The sequence below is a fragment of the Streptomyces sp. NPDC057623 genome (assembly GCF_042800355.1).
In the GTDB taxonomy this organism is placed as follows: domain Bacteria; phylum Actinomycetota; class Actinomycetes; order Streptomycetales; family Streptomycetaceae; genus Streptomyces.
In genome coordinates, this window is the sequence record NZ_JBHVGZ010000011.1 from 199,131 (window position 1) to 214,457 (window position 15,327).

Genomic DNA, 15,327 nt, shown 5'->3' on the forward strand with positions numbered 1-15,327 from the left:
ATCACAGGTGCGGCCCGGCGCGCGGCCTATGGTTGCGGGCGTACGAGAGGGACTCGGCGCGCGCTCGAAGGAGCAGCGCCTCGCCGGGGTCCGGCCCCGCGGCCCCGTCGTGCACCGACGCCCACGGCTCGCGGGCGGCGTACGGGCCCATCGCCTCGAACACCTCGGCGGCCTCCAGGTACTGGTGCCCTGCCCACAACGCGTAGGCCAGGAGGTTCAGATCGGCCACCGAGTGCTGCCCGGCGGGCACCTTGTGGAACCAGTCGTGAAAGGCGGCCAGTGTGTAATCGAGTGTCGACTCCTGCGCCCACTGCCGCCGCCACAGCGGATCGGCGCGCGATTGCCGACGCTGCTCGATCTGTGCGTACGCCGGCAGAAGCAGCAGCGGCGATCCGACGGACCGCTGTGAGGCCACGGATCGGCCGAAGTCGAAGACCGCGGCCAAGGAAGCGCCCCACGGCCCCTCAAGGGCGAGCATGAACTGCAGCACGCGATGGTAGGCCTCGCGGTTGTACGGATCACGCTGGTTGACCTCGTACAACAACCCCCACGGACCGCTGGGCAGCATCGGCTCGTTGGGCCTCATTCGGTGTTCCTGACGCAGCTGCCGCGTGTCGATCTGGGCCAGCGCCACGAGGCACACCCACGGCACGGGATCATGCGGCGCACGGCGCGCTGCCAGGAGCGCCGCACGTCGCGCCCTCGTTTCGAACTCCAAGGTTCGAGGGTGTTGATGGCGGTGAGCACGCAGCGCCCTCTCGACGGAGACACGAACAGCCATCAGCTGTGCGTCGTAGCTCTCCGGCTCCTCGGCGAGCCAGACGTCGACCACGTCCGATCGGGCGGCTGCCACGGCCAGCAGCTGAGTGCGTGACGTTCGCAGTGGCCAGTGCGTGCCCGTCTTCCACAGCAGCTCCCGCGCCGGCTTCCAACGCCCCGCCTGCAGTTCGACCAGGGCCGTACGTAGGTCGTCGTCATGACCGGCCGGGTGGTAGATGAGACGCATCAGAGTCCCTCGGCGCGGACCAGGCGCCGCTGGCGAACGGGATCGGGGCCGTTCTTCCGATGCGCGCGCGCTGTGCGGGGGGACGTGCTCTCCGAGCTGAACGTGGATGTCATCGAGGGCCTCAGGCAGGTTGGGGGAAGGGGCCGCGAAGTGGTTGGGGCGGACCGCCGGCCGAGCAGGGAAAAGGAACTCCGAAGGCATGTCCGGTTCCCTAGAAGCGAATCTGGCCGACCATGTCGGCGACGCCGGTCATGAACCGGTTGATGCTCGGGGCCATGGAAGTGCTCGACAGGAAGAACCCGAAGAGCACGCAGACAATCGCGGGGCCGGGTTTCATGGCCTTGCTGCGGATCAGAAGGACCACAACGATGCCGAGCAACAGCACGAAGGAGATACTCAGAGCCATCAGGAGGCTGCTTCCTCCGCGGGCCCTCGCCGCTCCCGGCGAGCCTGGGTCAGCGCGCGGCGCAGAGCATCGGGCCGCGTCAGCGATCGCGGGCCTTGGGGGAAGACGTGCCAGTGCATCCCCGGAGGCGTCGTGCTCTCCGCGGATGGCACGACGACGTGGCACTTCTGCCCCAGCGCAACCGTCCCCGGCTCCTCCCAGCGAGCCGCGGTACCCACGGGAACCAGGAAGTACAGCCGGGGCTCCGGACCCTGGTGGTCCAGGATCACCGGGCCGACCAGTTCGCCACCCTCACGGAGGATCTCGATCGCGCGCTGGCCCACGGCCTCCACAGCGCGTACGGCATCCCACCACTCGCCCGCCGAGCACAGCTCCGGCTCCTCGCCGATGGGCATCCAGCGCGGCGGGATCGCGCGAGCTGCGGGATTGTCGTCGGACATGGAAAAGGCCTCCTCACCACTACGTGTGAGGAGACCATTCCATTCGGCAAGCTATTGTGCGCGGACAGACTGTCCGTGGGGTTCGCTCACCAAGGCCCTTGACACAACCTCAGGTTGTGCTAATGCCTGTCCAACTGCCGAACGCGGACAGCTCGTTGGACGGGTGGGCGTCCATCCTGAGCAGCGCCGAGGTGGTCTCGCGAACGGACGGGTGGAACCGCGTGTGGTTGGGAGCGACCTTCCTCGCGCGCTTCAGATCTGCGAAGGCCCCAGCCCGGTCGCCCACAGCGAGCTTCGCGGAGGCCACGTCGATGAAGTGGTGGCTCGACCGCTCGCCGACGGTCGTACTAGGCGGCGCCCACTCGCCGCCAGAAGCCGGAGACCATTCGGTGAGCCGGGCGAGAGCTTGCTCGGTGTCACCCATGTCGATCATCGCGTGCACCTCATGGATGCGGATGTTCGTCGGGCCGAACGACATCTCATACGCCAGCGAATCGCGGTTACCTGCCATGCCCGCGACCTGCTCCGCCTCCCGCAGGTACGCGTCAGCGCGATCAGAGTTGTTCTCACGGGCTTCGAGAACGGCCAGTTTCAGGAGCAGCGCGCCGTCGACGGCGAGCGCATCCTCCGTGAAGGAGCGTTCCGGCTGGAACCGCTCCAGTTCTGTCCGCAGTGCAAGGAGCTTGCGGCGTGCCGGCGAGTACGCGCCCTGGCGGAGCATCGCTCCTGCGACGAGGTAGCCTGCCGTGAACTGCATCAGGGGGTCACCAGAACGGTCCGCCGCCCAACGCACGCGCTCCAGCGCTGTGTTCGACAGGTCGTGGTGGCCCATCTTGTGGGCCAGGGAGTTTACGGCGCGGTAGGCGCGCGCCAGGTGCCAGAACGCCTTGCCCCGGTCGCCGTTGCCGCCGCCGAGGGCCACGTGCGTCAGTTCAGTGATGATCGGCGGCAACAGGGGGCCCATCGGGGCGTACCGGGCGTCGCGGCGCAGGGCCGCCACCTGGTCAACCTCCGAGGCGAGCACAGGAAGCGCCCGGGGAGCGATCTCCAGGTCGTCGGGGCTGTCGTAGCAGAGCAGGAGGCGCCGGAGCTCAGGAATGACAGCGTGGACGCCGTCCTCGGCCTCCGGCTCGCCGTAGTACGGCTGGCCGGTCAGAACCTCGGGGCCGAAGCGCAGCGCCTTGGCGAGCGCCAGCACCAGCGACGGTGAAGCCTTCCGCGCGCCGGACTCCAGCTTCTGCACGTAGCTCGGGGAGACAGCGACCTTCTGTGCCAGTTGGGCGGCAGACAGCTTCCGCGTCCTACGCGCGGTACGGAGACGGTCTCCCAGCGTCAGGTTTTCACTCATCGGTGGATCTGTCCCTTCGCGATGGAGCACTCGGATCAGAGTACGGAAAATGTCATTACCCGCGCCCCTGGTCGCCAAGTGTTAACAGAGCTGGCAGCGCCGCGACCAGGAAGTGAAGCCCCTTGGTGCCGCCCCGAGGCCGCCAACGCACTCTTTCGAATCAAAGCAAATGAGGGCAAGAGGTTGCGAACGGGGCAGAATCCGAGAGTCGTTGCCGCTCGGCCGTCAAGAGCTGACAGAGAAGTACCTATGGACAAATTGTCCGCGCTTCTCTTCCGTTACCTCGGTCGACGAGCCGCACTCCGCCACGGAGAGTGGCCGGCGCGGCGCGACCACATGAGCGGGCTGCTCCATACTCTCGTGAAGTGCGGCGCCGGTGCCGCCTCAGGCGAAAAGGAGGCAAGAGTGGCTGGTACCAGACGCCCGCACGTCGATCCTCTTCGCACCATCCGACGCCGACTTGATCGCGACCTCAGCGAGTGCGTAGGCGTACTCATCGCCGTCCACGAGCAGGACGGTTACCCGATGAACTGGCCTCAGCACCCAAGCAGTTGGTTGGCTCGACCGTCTCTGCTAGCAGCCTGGGTAGCCGATCTGGACGGTCAACTCGTCGGCCACGTCGGTCTGTCCCGTGGCACGACAGGCGACATGGCAGCTGCCCTTTGGAGCGCTCGCGAGGGCGTGAAGCCTGACGTAACCGCCGTGGTCAGCAGGTTGTTTGTCGATCCAGCGGCGCGAGGCCACGGGCTGGGCGCCGCGCTGCTGGAGCACGCGGTGGGAGAAGCACGCGCTCGCGGTCTGTACCTGGTGCTCGACGTTGTTGCCTCGGACGTCTCGGCGATAGCCCTGTATGAGCGGCTGGGGTGGCAGCTGCTGGCCACCGTCGAGCAACAGTGGGGCCCGCAGCAGGTCGTGACGCTTCGCTGCTACGCGGCCGGAACTTGATCGCCAGGCCCAGCAGCACTTCCATGACGACCCATCGAGGGCAGCGGTCACCAACCGGACGATCTCGCCGGCGCATCCCCACGACAGCGCTATGTCGGCAGCACCGTCATGTCCGTACTTGTGAACACAGGAAGTGCCCTTCCATGGTCTTCCGCTTTAACGCAGACAAGAAGCAGGTCGCCGAAATCCTGGGACGTAACGCCTCCGTCTCGCAGTTCTTCACCCAGGGCAAGGGCGCCTCGCTCGTGAAACCGCTGCACGCCATCGTCCAGGAAGTGCAGGCCCGCGGGCCGCCCGACATGGACAGCCTCAAGAGGCTGGCTCGCGGGTATGTCCGGCCCCGACTGACGAAGTCCGGTGAGGTGGCCCGGGTACAGCGCCGCAACACGGTGCGCTCCACCCGCACGGCCACCGACGACGGGGGGGCGACGGCAGAAGAAGTGGACGTCGTCAGGCCCGGGCAGGCAGGCAGGCAGCACATCGCGTCCGGCGCATCCGCCCCTACGTCGCGATCACGGAAGCTGCCGAGAACCAGGGCAAGATCGGTGTCACGATGCGGGCGCAATGGACCATGTTCACTCACGATGCTGGGCGCCTAGCCGACTCCCCTGGCGTGCGCCGCTACGTCGCCCAGCGCCGCGACGGGACCGAGGAACGAGCCTACGGCGCGAACGTCGGGACCGGCCCCGGCTCAGGTGATTTCGACGCCGTCGATTTCAAGCGCATGATGGACGCCGCCGGTGGTGATGTGACACCCGGAGTGAAGGGGTGGCTCGTCGGCACCGGCCGCGTGATCCCGAAGCCGAGATCGTCTATCTGGAGATCCGCGCCTGGAAAGGGAGCTTGCGAGGACGCCCGACGCGGAGAAGGCGCGGGGCGCGGATCGGTGCGCGGGAAGCGTCAGCCCAGCAAGGGCAGGATCAGCGCGAGGATGACGAAGGTGCCGGTAAAAGTGCTGGCGGCGGAAGCGAGTCGCTTTGCCTTGCTGGATCCGGGGGCGGGGGTACCGCCGGGCAGTGCGACCCTAGGGCCGGTGAGGTCATACGCGGTATACGCGAGGACGAGTCCGACGAAGATCGTGACGGCGGTAAGGGCGACGCGCGGCCCGCTGGTAGTGCCGTCGGCGAGCTCGAGGGCCGCGGCGACGATGCATACGTCAGTGAAGGTGGCAACGACAGCGGCACCGGCCGCACCCCAGGCCAGGGCGTGGGTGGCGCCGTCACCGACGGCAAGGCGGAATGCGACACGGGCTGTGACCAAGGCGGCCAGAACGGTGCACGCTAGAAGCACGATGACGACGATGGACACGGCGACCCCCTTGGGGCGAAGTGCTTTGCGAGCACGACGAATGTGCGGGGTCAGCTGTGGTCTTCCCCACTCACACTGTCCCAGAACTTCTGAGACAATCAAAACAATGCACGTCAGAGGAGGTGAGCAGTCATGAGCGAGAAGCGCGCGGGGCGCCCTCGGAAGCCCCTTCCCGCCAGCCTCCCGCCGGCCTTCAAGCGATTCGCCCTTCAACTACGCCGCCATGCCGACGAATCCGCCGTCACGACACGCCAATTGGCCGCGCGCGCACACATCAGCCTGACTGCCGCCTCGCGCGCCCTGAACGGCGAACGCCGCATCGATGCGCGCGAGCTGGACAGCTTCATCAAGGCGCTCGGACTGAACGAGACGCAGCGCGCATCCCTCGTCTTCCTCCACCAGCAGGCAACGGCTGAAGCGGATGGGTCGCAACCACACGGGCGTGAGGGCGCCGGCACGGGCCTGCCTGACATCCTGGCCGAGCTCCGTCAGGAGGCGGCACTCAGCCTCCGGGAGATCTCGCACCGCCTCACCGTGGCGGGCTCCCCCATGGCGAAGTCAACCGTTGAACGCATCCTCGAGGACCCTGACCGATCCCCGCTACAGGCTCTCCAGGTGGGAACCATCCTCATCGAGGCTCTGCCGGATCATGTACGCGGCCCAGCAGCCGAGAAGCTGCACCGGTCCTACCTTGGCCCTGCTCACAACACCGCCATCTACGTGATGGGCCAACCCGGCGCGGGAAAGTCGGAGTTGCTGGCGTCACTTCGACCCAGCGTGCCGGTGGCGTCCGAGGAGACGGTGGCCGCCCTTGCACGCAGGCTGGACTTGCCTGTCGCTGAGCTATTGGCTTTCCGCGAGACCGCCCAGGCCGATCAGATTCCGGGTCGGCCGATCAGCGAATGGAGCCCTCTCGAGCTTGGGGTCCATCGCGCGGCGACGCCGATCGGGACCAGTGAGACCAAGAAGTCCGAGCTCCCTCCCTACATTCTGCGATCACACGACGAACTGCTCGCTGACGCGGTACGCGACGCCGCGGCAGGCCGGAGCCAAATGCTCGTGGTAACCGGAAATTCCACCACCGGCAAGACTCGGGCGTGCTGGGAAGCCGTCCAGCCCCTGTCGCAACAAGGGTGGCGGCTGTGGCATCCCTTCAATCCCACTCCGGCCGAGGCCGTCATGGACGGTATCGCCCGAGTCGAGCCGCGCACAGTGGTGTGGCTCGATGATGTTGAGCGCTACCTGCTGGCACCCGAACTCGGCGAGCGGGTCGCATACGCCATCGGGCGCCTGCTACGCCAGCTCGACCGGGGACCGATCCTGGTCCTGGGCACCATCTGGCCCAGGGACCTGGACCACCTAACGGCACCGCCTGCCCCCAATGCGCCCGACTTGTACGAACAGGCAAGACGGCTACTGTCCGGTCGGATCATCTTCGTCCCGGACCGCTTCGACCCGGTCGCGTTGAGCTCCGCCAAGGCCCGAAGCGCTATCAGGGATCCGCGCCTGGCCGAAGCCGTCGAGCAATCCGGTAGCGACGGCCGCCTCACCCAATACCTTGCCGGCGGCCCCCAGCTCATGAACTTCTTGAGCACGGCGATGTCAGCCAGCAAGGCCGTACTGGAGGCGGCGATGGACGCCTGCCGTCTCGGCATCAGTAGCCCACTGCCTCAGTCTTTCCTCACGGAAGCGGCGGTCGGCTACCTCAGTGACTCCGCGTTCGACATGCTTACCGAGGACTGGGCGGAGCAAGTTTTCGCCGAACTCACCCGCCCTGTCACTGGTGGATCGAGTCCGCTCCGGCGGATTCGGCCGCGCCCGACATCGCGTACTCCCGGACCCCCGTCTGCCCACGGTACGCCCGTCCGGTCTGTCGGCCCGACCTACCGGCTTGCGGACCACCTTGACGTGGCAGGCCGTAGAACCCGCCAGTTCCTGTGCCCGCCCAATTCCTTCTGGCTCGCCGCATACAACCACCTCACAGCCCCCGAGGACCTCGAAGGCTTGGCTGAAGCAGCCGACGACCGCTATCGCCTGCAGTGGGCTCACCACCTGCGCCGCCGGGCTGCTGAAGTCGGCGACGACCAGGGCCTGCTGCGTCTTACCCGACTGCGCGAGGAGGCCGGGGACCACGAGCAAGCCGAATACCTCGCCCGTGCAGCCGCCGAGGCCGGCTATACATCCGGCCTGCGGGAACTGGTCCGGATGCGGGAGAAGGCAGGAGACTTCGAGAGCGCACAGGTCCTCGCGCGGCAGGCCGCTGAATCCGGCGACGGACTTGCCCTTGCCGAACTCGCCTGGACGTATGAGGAGCAAGGTGATTCCGCCAACGCCGAACAGCTTGCCCAGCAGGCGGCTGCCGTCGGCGACACCTTCGCCTTGCGGGAACTAGCCCGAATGAGAGAAGCCTCCGGAGACATCACGAGCGCAGAAACCCTCTACCGCCAGGCGGCCATGGACTTCCATGACGCCCCATCCCTTCTCCGCCTCGCCGAGATGCGACAAGAAGCCGGGGACCGGAACGAAGCACAGCGCTTCGCGCGCGCCGCGGACAACAATGATGTCCTCTCCCTAATTGATTCAGCTCGGGCGCGGCAGGAGGACGGAGACCGGGAAGGAGCCGAGACGCTCTACCGCCAGGCGGCGGATGCAGGCAACGCCTTCGCCCTAGCCGCCCTCGCCCGGATGCGGGAAGAAGCGGGGGACCGAAGCAGCGCCGAAGCTCTCTACCGCCAGACTGCCGATGCCGGCTTGGCCTGGCTCGTCAATCCTGCACGCCGGTGGCCATACGGGCTGAATCCCGACGGCGCCCCTACACCTCCGTGGGGGGAACGAGTATGACCACCGATTGTCGACGTGCTGCCACACTCAGGGCCCATGAGCGACAGCATCGACGACGACTTCGCTAGCATGTCTCGACGCCTCCGTCGGCACCCGCGTCGTGGCCATCAGCTATGACGTGATGGACGCGGCTACGGCGGTACTCGCGGAGCACCTGCCCCTCGAGACCTTGCACACCATGAAGCTGGCCTCAGGGGAACACCTTGCAGCGATGCTGGCGACCACGTACCTCAGAGCGGTTGGCCAGTAACGATCCTGAGCACGGCGCGTGATCATACCGCCGACCAGAACATCCCCGTGACAGAAAGCGCCTCGCAGCCGTAGTCACCAGCGTGTCCAGCACCACACCTCCCTGACGCCCCAACGATGCTTAAAGTCCGCAAGATAAACCAGTGCAGGAACGAAAGACGTAGTGGACTATTGAGGCAAGATCTCGTCTAGATACCGCTGGACCGGCTCATAGAGCCCGTAGGGGACGTACTCCGGGATCTCGGAGTGCGAGCACCACTCCAGCTCCGCCAGCTCGTCGGAATCGGCGACGCGTGCTGTCCCTGAGAGGACCTCACAAGCCGTGTAGGACATACGCCTCTGCGTCTTCGGGTGGACCCTGCTCCCAAGTGACCGGAGCGCTTTCACCTCCAGGCCCGTCTCCTCGCGCGTCTCGCGGACAGCGGCATCCTCCTCTGCTTCCCCAGGCTCGACTTCACCCGCAGGGAACTGCCAGGAGAGTTGCCCTTCCTTCACTCGTCGCCGCACCAGAAGGACGCGTCCTTCACTCACAATGACCGCTGCTGCAATTCCCGGCCGGTCATCGGTGGTCTGCTGCGTCATGTGGCTCCTCCAGAGCTGCCAGGATGGGCGGGAAGATGTTACTGGCGGGAATGAAGCGCGTGACCGATGTTTTCGGCACCCACATCACGTCTACGTTTTCGACGACGTCGCTGTTCGTAGCCTCGCCGACGAGGAACTCGCACAGGAAGTACTCGCATTCGACGGCCGTCACGGGGTGAAGTCGGGCGCCGAGGTTGCGGATGACAGCACAGCGCACGCCGGTCTCGTTCAGCGTCTCTCGGACCGCAGCACTGTCAGGGTGCACACCCGGTTTGATCACTCCGGCGGGAAACTGCCACGTGATCCCGGAGGCTCCGTCGTCGCGGCGGCAGACCAGCAGGACCTGGTCTTCGCGCACGACCACAGCGATAGCAACCCTCAGTGGCTGAACCGAAGAGGGACCCCGGCCAGCGGCAGGCTGGTCAGAGGTGAGCATCAGCGTGAACCGCTTTCGCACGGTTGGGGACGCGGTTTCGTAGACCTCATCGAGCAGCTGCTGCGTTTCACTGCGCAGTACTACGTTGGGGTTCGTGTGCCACGCCGCAACAGTCCGTGGAGCGAGGCCAAGACGTTCCGCGAAGGCCTCGTTGGTCTTCCTCAGGGCCGCCTGAAGAGCGCACGCCTGATGGCCGTTCCAGACCTCCACCACGTCCATGCCGGCCTCCTGGCACACCGTGGTCAGCGGCGTGCGTGATCACTGCACTGCGACTGCACTTTCATTGCGTCGCTGATACCTGGCGAGCTTGCCCGGGAGTCGATTCACTCAGTGCATGGACTCCCGCGCAGTACCCGCAGGTCCTCCGCACGACGGCAAAGCCTCATGCAACAACGCGTGTTGGGCGAATGGGGCGCTCTCACCGAAGGCTAGTGGACGAGGTCCGGCGGTTCACGCGGTCGCACATCTCCAGGGCTCCGGGTGGCGGCTTTCTGGGCCAGGGCACAGCAGTCTCCTGGGCACAGCCCGTTCCTCGGGAGCAAGCAGGCATGTTGCAGAGACCGGATCCCGGCTTCGTTTCCTCCAACCCTCCCATGCCTGACGGGAGTTCGCGCAGTACCACAACTACCGTGCCTCGCACCGCATTTTGCAGCACGAGGCTGCGGACAGGCTGTCTGCTCATGGGCGGCGCAGACTGAGAGGCTCTTCGGGCGGCGGTCCTCTGGCCGTCCTGCCGACCGCCCAGACGTCACTGATGGCGCGGACACAAAGCCTCCCCTGCGTCAAGGCACAACCGGAGGCAGTACCGGACCGGCGAAGGCGAGATTCACGAAAGGAGGAAGTAAGGGATGTCGTAGACGAACGGAGAACTGCTGACGTTCGAGGCGAAGCGATCAAGATACTCGCCGGGATTGTCGATCTCAGGTGATCCCGAGGGACCCTAGAAGCGCAGGTAACCTCAGGCTTATGGCGCACTGAGTGTGCGTCATATATCGCCTGCCTGAACGCTGAAAGGGAACCGATGGCCCAGGATCAGGAGCAGCCGGTGGAGCGCACTCTCGTACTGCTGAAGCCCGACGCCGTTGTGCGCGGCTTCGCAGGGAAGATCATTTCCCGATTCGAGGATGCAGCACTCAAGATCATCGGCATCAAGATGAAGCAGATGGACGCGGAGTTCACGCGGCGCCACTACTTCGACCTCGAAGAACGCTTCGGCCCCGAGGTCTACAACATCACCGCCACGTTCATGCAGCAGGGCCCCGTCATCGCACTCGTTCTGGAAGGAGCTGACTCCGTCGCCACCGTCCGGAAGATCGTCGGCAGCACCTTCCCGAACGAGGCGCCCGCCGGCACGATCCGCGGGGACTTCTCGCACTACAGCAAGGCCGCCAGCGTCGCCTCCGGCAAGGCCGCCGCGAACCTCGTGCATGCCTCTGGCAACAAGGAGGAAGCGGATCAGGAAGTGGATCTCTGGTTCAACAAGGACGAACTCCACGACTACCGCACCCTCGCTGAAATCTTCACTTACTAGGCGACCGCCACGTCACCAGCAAGGCGTCGCCGCGTTGAACACCATCGGGGATTCACCGGATGAGAGAGGACAACATGACCAGCGAAACCCGCGTCGCCTCCGTCGAGGAACTGGAGACCGGATTCCAGCGGGAACTGGGCACCAACCGATGGGCAGCGGCTGAGACCGCCTTCGCGCTGGCCGTGCGGCACCGCGACGACGCCAACTGGGACCAGTCCCGAGAATGGGTACAGCAGTGCCTGCGCCTGCTGGAAGGGTTCCCGAGCGACACCGAGGAGCAAGTGGCCACCAAGCGCCTCTCGGTGGGAGGCGTCCAGCTCCCGACCTACCTGCATGACGGCGTCGTGAGAGACCGCTTCGGCGACATCGCCTGACGATCTCCGCCTGACAGGCGGCGCGGACGCCAAACAGTGCCCGCGCCGCCCGCACCAGTGCAACAGCCGAATATCGCGACCGATCCGGACCAGCCGGGCTGCACCCCACTTGGTTCGGCTGGATTACCCATGCCCGAACAAGGAGGACACCGTGCCTGTCGAGATCGAAATGCGTGCCCGCTTCAGCCACGAAGCCCACGATCAGCTCATCTCGCGCCTCGAGCAGGACGGCGAAGATCTCGGCCGCGACGACAAGCACATCTACTTCTACGTGCTGCCCGACCAGCTGCTGAAGGTAACCGACAACATCGCCACCAGCACGGCGAAGATCACCCTCAAGACCAGCAAGATCGGGCACGGCACGGCATTCCCGGAGACCGAGATCCCCATCGCTCGTGAAGACGTGGAAGCCGCGGTCCGTATCTTCAACGCACTCGGCCTCAAGGAAACGATGCACGAGGCGTACAACGAGCGCCGCAACTTCCGCTTCGGCGGAGTCGAGATCGCGGTCAAGTGGAGCGAAGCGTGGGGCCACCACGCCGAGTTCGAAGTGCTCCTGGGCGACGACCCGAGCCCGGCGGCAGTCCAAGTGGCCGAGGACCGCATCAACTCGGTAGCCCGCCAGCTTGGTGTCCCCCTCATGAGTGAGGAGGAGCTTGCCGAGTTCACCGCGGCCTTCGAAGCAGCGCAGCAGGCCCCCGAATCCTCCTCCCAGGCGGCGCCCGCCACCTGAGCCAACTCGTCGCGATAGACCACCGAGAGGGGTGGACTAGATGAGCACGACCCCGCCGGCCACCAGCCTGGTGGACCTCGCCGCACGCAAGCAGCTCCCGCACCACCAGTTCGTCGACCACGCGACGGTGCGCTGGATCGAGGAAAACCGGCCGCACCTGGTCGACGGCGCACCGACGAAGATCCGTGAGGCGTCGCGCGACCTCCTCACTCGCGCGGCGATACCGACGGCCTGGCTCGCAGAACCTCGCCTGCGCGATTCTCTGCACGGAGTTCGGCACGCGATGCGCACCGCCGCACTCGCGGCCCTCCTCGCCGAGGCCACCGGTCTCGACGAACCGGATACAGCCACACTGATCGTTGCTGCCGCCGTCCACGACTGCCGGCGACTCCACGACAAGGACGACCGAGGCCATGGGGCCCGCGCCGCGCAATGGCTCACCAGCTGCCCGGACCTCATCTGGGAGCACTTCCACGTGCCGGTGGCAGCACCAGCCGTCGCTCAAGCCGCCACCTCCGTTCGTCTCCACGACGTGCCGTACGCGGCCTTCACTGCGGAAGACGAAACCGACTATTCACGCTCCCGGAAGATCAGCGATCTCGTGAAGGCCGCCGACGCACTGGACCGCTACCGGCTGCCGAAGCTCAGCTGGTGGCCAGATCCACAACACGTACGCGTCGAAGCATTCGACCGGCTCCGCGCAGCCGCCTTCGACCTCGTCCTCTGGTCCGAAGCTGGCCACCTGGCGGGACTCGACAGCGCGGACGCTGTCTTCAAAGCCCTTGAACGTCGGGAGCTGATCGGCTGATGGACTTCCTCGACGCGTACCACCTGTGGGCCGACGCCCACGAGTTCTACGAGGCTTCGATCATCCCCAACCCCGCCGAAGCTACCGACCCGCTGGCTGAGCAGACCGCTGCCTGGGAAGCCCGCCTGGCCGAGGAGACCCCGCACGGCGCTCTCCTGCGCAGCAACGCCCTCTTCGACGCCCTCAACAGCAGCACCAAGCTGCACCTGCTGCACGTGACCCATGCTCTGGAGGAGATCAACGAACACGGCGTGCTGTACCCCTCAGGGGGCTGCCTCGTCGGCAGCATCTACTGCGCCCCGCTCACCGCGGCCGACCAGGGCTTCCGCATGCATAACCTCGCCTCGTACGTCCTCAACCGGGAGGCCCCGGCCTTCCTGAAGAGGATCGGCAAGCCCGAGGCGACGCCCACTCCGCTGTTCTTCGAGATCGACGTGCCACGCCAGGCATACCGCGGCCTCGCCGGCGTCGACTACCTACGGCTCGGCGCCATCCACCTGAGCATCTACAGCCACCTCGAATATCTGCTGTCCAAGGCCGAACGGCACCAGTTACGCGAGACGATTACCAGCAGGACGAAGAACTCCGCCAGTTTCCTCGCCCTCGCCTCGACGATCGCCCACACAGGCGCCACCGTCGCAGCCGAGTCGTTCCTCCAGTTACTCGACGAGACCATCCCTCGCCTGCCGATCCTCGGCTACGTCTATTTCGAAGCGTTCGCCGAGTACCTGATGCTCCACTCCACCAGCGACGAGACCCGGCGCCTGGCCGAACTCGGCGAGTTCAACAACTGGCTCTACAAGGAGCTGATCTTCTCCTCCGAACTGGCCATGGCCGGCAAGTTCGACCTCGCCAAGTTCCGCCCCTCCCCCGACAAGCTCGACAGCCTCCTCGCGCAGGTGGACCGCACGATCGATCCGCAGCACGCCCGGAACTACCTGATGGAGCGCATCAGCTACCTCGTCGCCGCCCGCCTCTTCACGCCCGGCCAGGTCCCGGAGGAGTGGCGACACACACGGTGGGAGTTCGACAGCCTGGCCACCCACCTCGGCCCGCTGCTGGGCCACCTCATCCACCGCGAGCTGCGGACCTTCGGCCGATACCCCGACTTCTACTTCTACTTCGACCAGCACAAGGCGCTCCAGGCCTGGAACTACTGGAACCACATGGACATCATCACGCCCTTCAACGGCACGATCCCGAAGGGCGAGATCGGCATCAACCCCGCCTACCCCGATCTCGAGTACCGGGTCTGGCACGCCGAACAAGACGACGCCGGGCGGCTCCACCCGACGGAGCAACTGAACGTGACCATCGCCCCGCGGCTCGTCGACATCAAGTACACCCTGATGCGCAACAACCGGTCAGCGAGTCCGTCACCGACGGCCGCCTGAAGGAAACGCGCCTGAACGCCCTCGCCCGAACGCGACGACCCCGAGGAGATCACCGTGACGCCTCAGCAGAACATCGAGACAGCCAGCCCGGACCAGGTCATGGAGCAGATAACGGAGCTGCTGCGACAGTCGACCACGACACACGGCCTTGCCCGGGCTCTGCGCGCCACCGTCAAGGAGCTCGAACTCCACCGCACGCACCGCGCCAGTCAGAAGGCATGGCCCGACGGCCGTATCGACGACACGCCCCGCAAGGTGCAGATCGGCGGAGGAGCCCACCGGATCGCCGGCTTCTTCAACATCGACGCCGTACCACCCGCAGACCTGCTGTGGGACGTACGAGAAGGCATACCGCTCCGCGACGCGTCCGTCGACGAACTGTTCTCCGAACACTTCCTGGAGCACATCGACTACCCCCGCTCAGCCAAGCACTACGCCCGTGAAGCCCACCGCGTACTCGCCCCCGGCGGCCGACTCATCACCGGCGTACCCGACGCCGCGTTCGTGCTGGCCCAGTACCCGGAGGGCACCTCCGACAGCGATGAAATGATCAAGAAATGGTACGGGAAACGGAACTGCCTCGACCACATCAACACACACCTTGACCTGATCAACTACGTCTTCCGAGACCAGGACGACGACCCCACCTACAACCCGCACTACTGGGCCTACGACCACAACAAGCTCGTCCAGCTCTTCACCGAGGCGGGGTTCACCACGGTTGAGCCCTGGAACTTCGACCCTCAGATCGCCAACCCAAAGCGTCATTGGGGCAGTGTCTACGTCATCGCGACCAAGTAGCTGCTGAGCTGTCGGGCAGCGGGAGCTGACAGCGCCGCCCCGTCGGCCGGTAGGGCGTACGTCGGACAAGTCACGGAGCGTCGGGCACCGTCAGAGCGGTCACCGATTCCCAGACAGCCAGGCGC

The 15,327-nt window shown here is 66.0% G+C and carries 16 protein-coding genes; 9 read left to right on the plus strand and 7 right to left on the minus strand.

Going from position 1 to position 15,327, the window contains the following annotated elements:
* Position 1: 1 nt before the first annotated feature.
* The 4 genes from ACFU95_RS14925 to ACFU95_RS14940 all read right to left on the minus strand — a co-directional run bounded on the left by ACFU95_RS14925 (position 2) and on the right by ACFU95_RS14940 (position 3,200).
* On the minus strand, positions 2 to 1,006 hold the full coding sequence (locus ACFU95_RS14925; RefSeq protein ID WP_383827017.1) for a hypothetical protein: 1,005 nt from the start codon (positions 1,004 to 1,006) through the stop codon (positions 2 to 4).
* Positions 1,007 to 1,217: 211 nt separating this feature from the next.
* Positions 1,218 to 1,412 (minus strand): hypothetical protein, encoded by a 195-nt coding sequence (locus ACFU95_RS14930; protein ID WP_383827019.1) that lies wholly within the window; start codon positions 1,410 to 1,412, stop codon positions 1,218 to 1,220.
* Positions 1,412 to 1,852 carry a hypothetical protein gene (locus ACFU95_RS14935; RefSeq protein WP_383827021.1) on the minus strand — a complete coding sequence of 147 codons (441 nt, stop codon included), beginning with the start codon at positions 1,850 to 1,852 and terminating at the stop codon, positions 1,412 to 1,414. Before ACFU95_RS14935 ends, ACFU95_RS14930 begins: the two co-directional genes overlap by 1 nt.
* Before the next feature lie 109 nt (positions 1,853 to 1,961).
* Positions 1,962 to 3,200: a helix-turn-helix domain-containing protein gene (locus ACFU95_RS14940; protein ID WP_383827023.1), complete on the minus strand. Its 1,239-nt coding sequence runs from the start codon at positions 3,198 to 3,200 to the stop codon at positions 1,962 to 1,964.
* 525 nt (positions 3,201 to 3,725) lie between these two features.
* On the opposite strand from ACFU95_RS14940, the gene ACFU95_RS14945 reads away from it, so the two are divergent.
* Complete coding sequence (locus ACFU95_RS14945; RefSeq protein ID WP_383827068.1) at positions 3,726 to 4,145, plus strand: GNAT family N-acetyltransferase; 420 nt, start codon at positions 3,726 to 3,728, stop codon at positions 4,143 to 4,145.
* A 143-nt stretch (positions 4,146 to 4,288) separates the two neighbouring features.
* Entirely contained in the window at positions 4,289 to 4,744 is a 456-nt protein-coding gene (locus ACFU95_RS14950) for a hypothetical protein (protein WP_383827026.1), read from the plus strand.
* A gap of 301 nt (positions 4,745 to 5,045) precedes the next feature.
* On the opposite strand, the gene ACFU95_RS14955 is transcribed toward ACFU95_RS14950, so the two are convergent.
* On the minus strand, positions 5,046 to 5,453 hold the full coding sequence (locus tag ACFU95_RS14955) for a hypothetical protein (protein ID WP_383827028.1): 408 nt from the start codon (positions 5,451 to 5,453) through the stop codon (positions 5,046 to 5,048).
* 132 nt (positions 5,454 to 5,585) lie between these two features.
* On the opposite strand from ACFU95_RS14955, the gene ACFU95_RS14960 reads away from it, so the two are divergent.
* The gene (locus ACFU95_RS14960; RefSeq protein ID WP_383827031.1) at positions 5,586 to 8,294 is read left to right on the plus strand and encodes a helix-turn-helix domain-containing protein; all 2,709 of its coding nucleotides are present in this window, start codon (positions 5,586 to 5,588) and stop codon (positions 8,292 to 8,294) included.
* A 417-nt stretch (positions 8,295 to 8,711) separates the two neighbouring features.
* Here the strand turns inward: ACFU95_RS14960 and ACFU95_RS14965 are convergent, their stop codons facing one another.
* Together ACFU95_RS14965 and ACFU95_RS14970 are read right to left on the minus strand one after the other, a co-directional pair.
* Positions 8,712 to 9,125, minus strand: a complete 414-nt coding sequence (locus ACFU95_RS14965) for an NUDIX hydrolase (protein WP_383827034.1) — start codon at positions 9,123 to 9,125, stop codon at positions 8,712 to 8,714.
* Positions 9,103 to 9,780 carry an NUDIX hydrolase gene (locus ACFU95_RS14970; RefSeq protein ID WP_383827037.1) on the minus strand — a complete coding sequence of 226 codons (678 nt, stop codon included), beginning with the start codon at positions 9,778 to 9,780 and terminating at the stop codon, positions 9,103 to 9,105. Before ACFU95_RS14970 ends, ACFU95_RS14965 begins: the two co-directional genes overlap by 23 nt.
* A gap of 802 nt (positions 9,781 to 10,582) precedes the next feature.
* On the opposite strand from ACFU95_RS14970, the gene ACFU95_RS14975 reads away from it, so the two are divergent.
* The 6 genes from ACFU95_RS14975 (at position 10,583) to ACFU95_RS15000 (ending at position 15,202) form a co-directional block, all read left to right on the plus strand.
* Positions 10,583 to 11,092, plus strand: coding sequence for a nucleoside-diphosphate kinase (locus ACFU95_RS14975; RefSeq protein ID WP_383827039.1), 510 nt, complete (start codon positions 10,583 to 10,585; stop codon positions 11,090 to 11,092).
* Positions 11,093 to 11,166: 74 nt separating this feature from the next.
* Positions 11,167 to 11,466, plus strand: coding sequence for a hypothetical protein (locus tag ACFU95_RS14980; RefSeq protein WP_383827042.1), 300 nt, complete (start codon positions 11,167 to 11,169; stop codon positions 11,464 to 11,466).
* A 151-nt stretch (positions 11,467 to 11,617) separates the two neighbouring features.
* Entirely contained in the window at positions 11,618 to 12,199 is a 582-nt protein-coding gene (locus ACFU95_RS14985; RefSeq protein WP_383827044.1) for a CYTH domain-containing protein, read from the plus strand.
* A gap of 40 nt (positions 12,200 to 12,239) precedes the next feature.
* The gene (locus ACFU95_RS14990; protein ID WP_383827047.1) at positions 12,240 to 13,007 is read left to right on the plus strand and encodes a hypothetical protein; all 768 of its coding nucleotides are present in this window, start codon (positions 12,240 to 12,242) and stop codon (positions 13,005 to 13,007) included.
* Positions 13,007 to 14,401 carry a hypothetical protein gene (locus ACFU95_RS14995; protein WP_383827050.1) on the plus strand — a complete coding sequence of 465 codons (1,395 nt, stop codon included), beginning with the start codon at positions 13,007 to 13,009 and terminating at the stop codon, positions 14,399 to 14,401. Before ACFU95_RS14990 ends, ACFU95_RS14995 begins: the two co-directional genes overlap by 1 nt.
* A 99-nt stretch (positions 14,402 to 14,500) precedes the next feature.
* Entirely contained in the window at positions 14,501 to 15,202 is a 702-nt protein-coding gene (locus ACFU95_RS15000) for a class I SAM-dependent methyltransferase (RefSeq protein ID WP_383827071.1), read from the plus strand.
* Positions 15,203 to 15,327 lie beyond the last annotated feature (125 nt).

Coding starts and splice junctions, on each gene's coding strand:
- ACFU95_RS14995 (WP_383827050.1), top strand. CDS start 13,007: ATGGACTTCCTCGACGCGTACCACCTGTGGGCCGACGCCCACGAGTTC.
- ACFU95_RS14970 (WP_383827037.1), bottom strand. CDS start 9,780: ATGGACGTGGTGGAGGTCTGGAACGGCCATCAGGCGTGCGCTCTTCAG.
- ACFU95_RS14950 (WP_383827026.1), top strand. CDS start 4,289: ATGGTCTTCCGCTTTAACGCAGACAAGAAGCAGGTCGCCGAAATCCTG.
- ACFU95_RS14965 (WP_383827034.1), bottom strand. CDS start 9,125: ATGACGCAGCAGACCACCGATGACCGGCCGGGAATTGCAGCAGCGGTC.
- ACFU95_RS14940 (WP_383827023.1), bottom strand. CDS start 3,200: ATGAGTGAAAACCTGACGCTGGGAGACCGTCTCCGTACCGCGCGTAGG.
- ACFU95_RS14980 (WP_383827042.1), top strand. CDS start 11,167: ATGACCAGCGAAACCCGCGTCGCCTCCGTCGAGGAACTGGAGACCGGA.
- ACFU95_RS14975 (WP_383827039.1), top strand. CDS start 10,583: ATGGCCCAGGATCAGGAGCAGCCGGTGGAGCGCACTCTCGTACTGCTG.
- ACFU95_RS14990 (WP_383827047.1), top strand. CDS start 12,240: ATGAGCACGACCCCGCCGGCCACCAGCCTGGTGGACCTCGCCGCACGC.
- ACFU95_RS15000 (WP_383827071.1), top strand. CDS start 14,501: ATGGAGCAGATAACGGAGCTGCTGCGACAGTCGACCACGACACACGGC.
- ACFU95_RS14935 (WP_383827021.1), bottom strand. CDS start 1,852: ATGTCCGACGACAATCCCGCAGCTCGCGCGATCCCGCCGCGCTGGATG.
- ACFU95_RS14930 (WP_383827019.1), bottom strand. CDS start 1,412: ATGGCTCTGAGTATCTCCTTCGTGCTGTTGCTCGGCATCGTTGTGGTC.
- ACFU95_RS14925 (WP_383827017.1), bottom strand. CDS start 1,006: ATGCGTCTCATCTACCACCCGGCCGGTCATGACGACGACCTACGTACG.
- ACFU95_RS14960 (WP_383827031.1), top strand. CDS start 5,586: ATGAGCGAGAAGCGCGCGGGGCGCCCTCGGAAGCCCCTTCCCGCCAGC.
- ACFU95_RS14945 (WP_383827068.1), top strand. CDS start 3,726: ATGAACTGGCCTCAGCACCCAAGCAGTTGGTTGGCTCGACCGTCTCTG.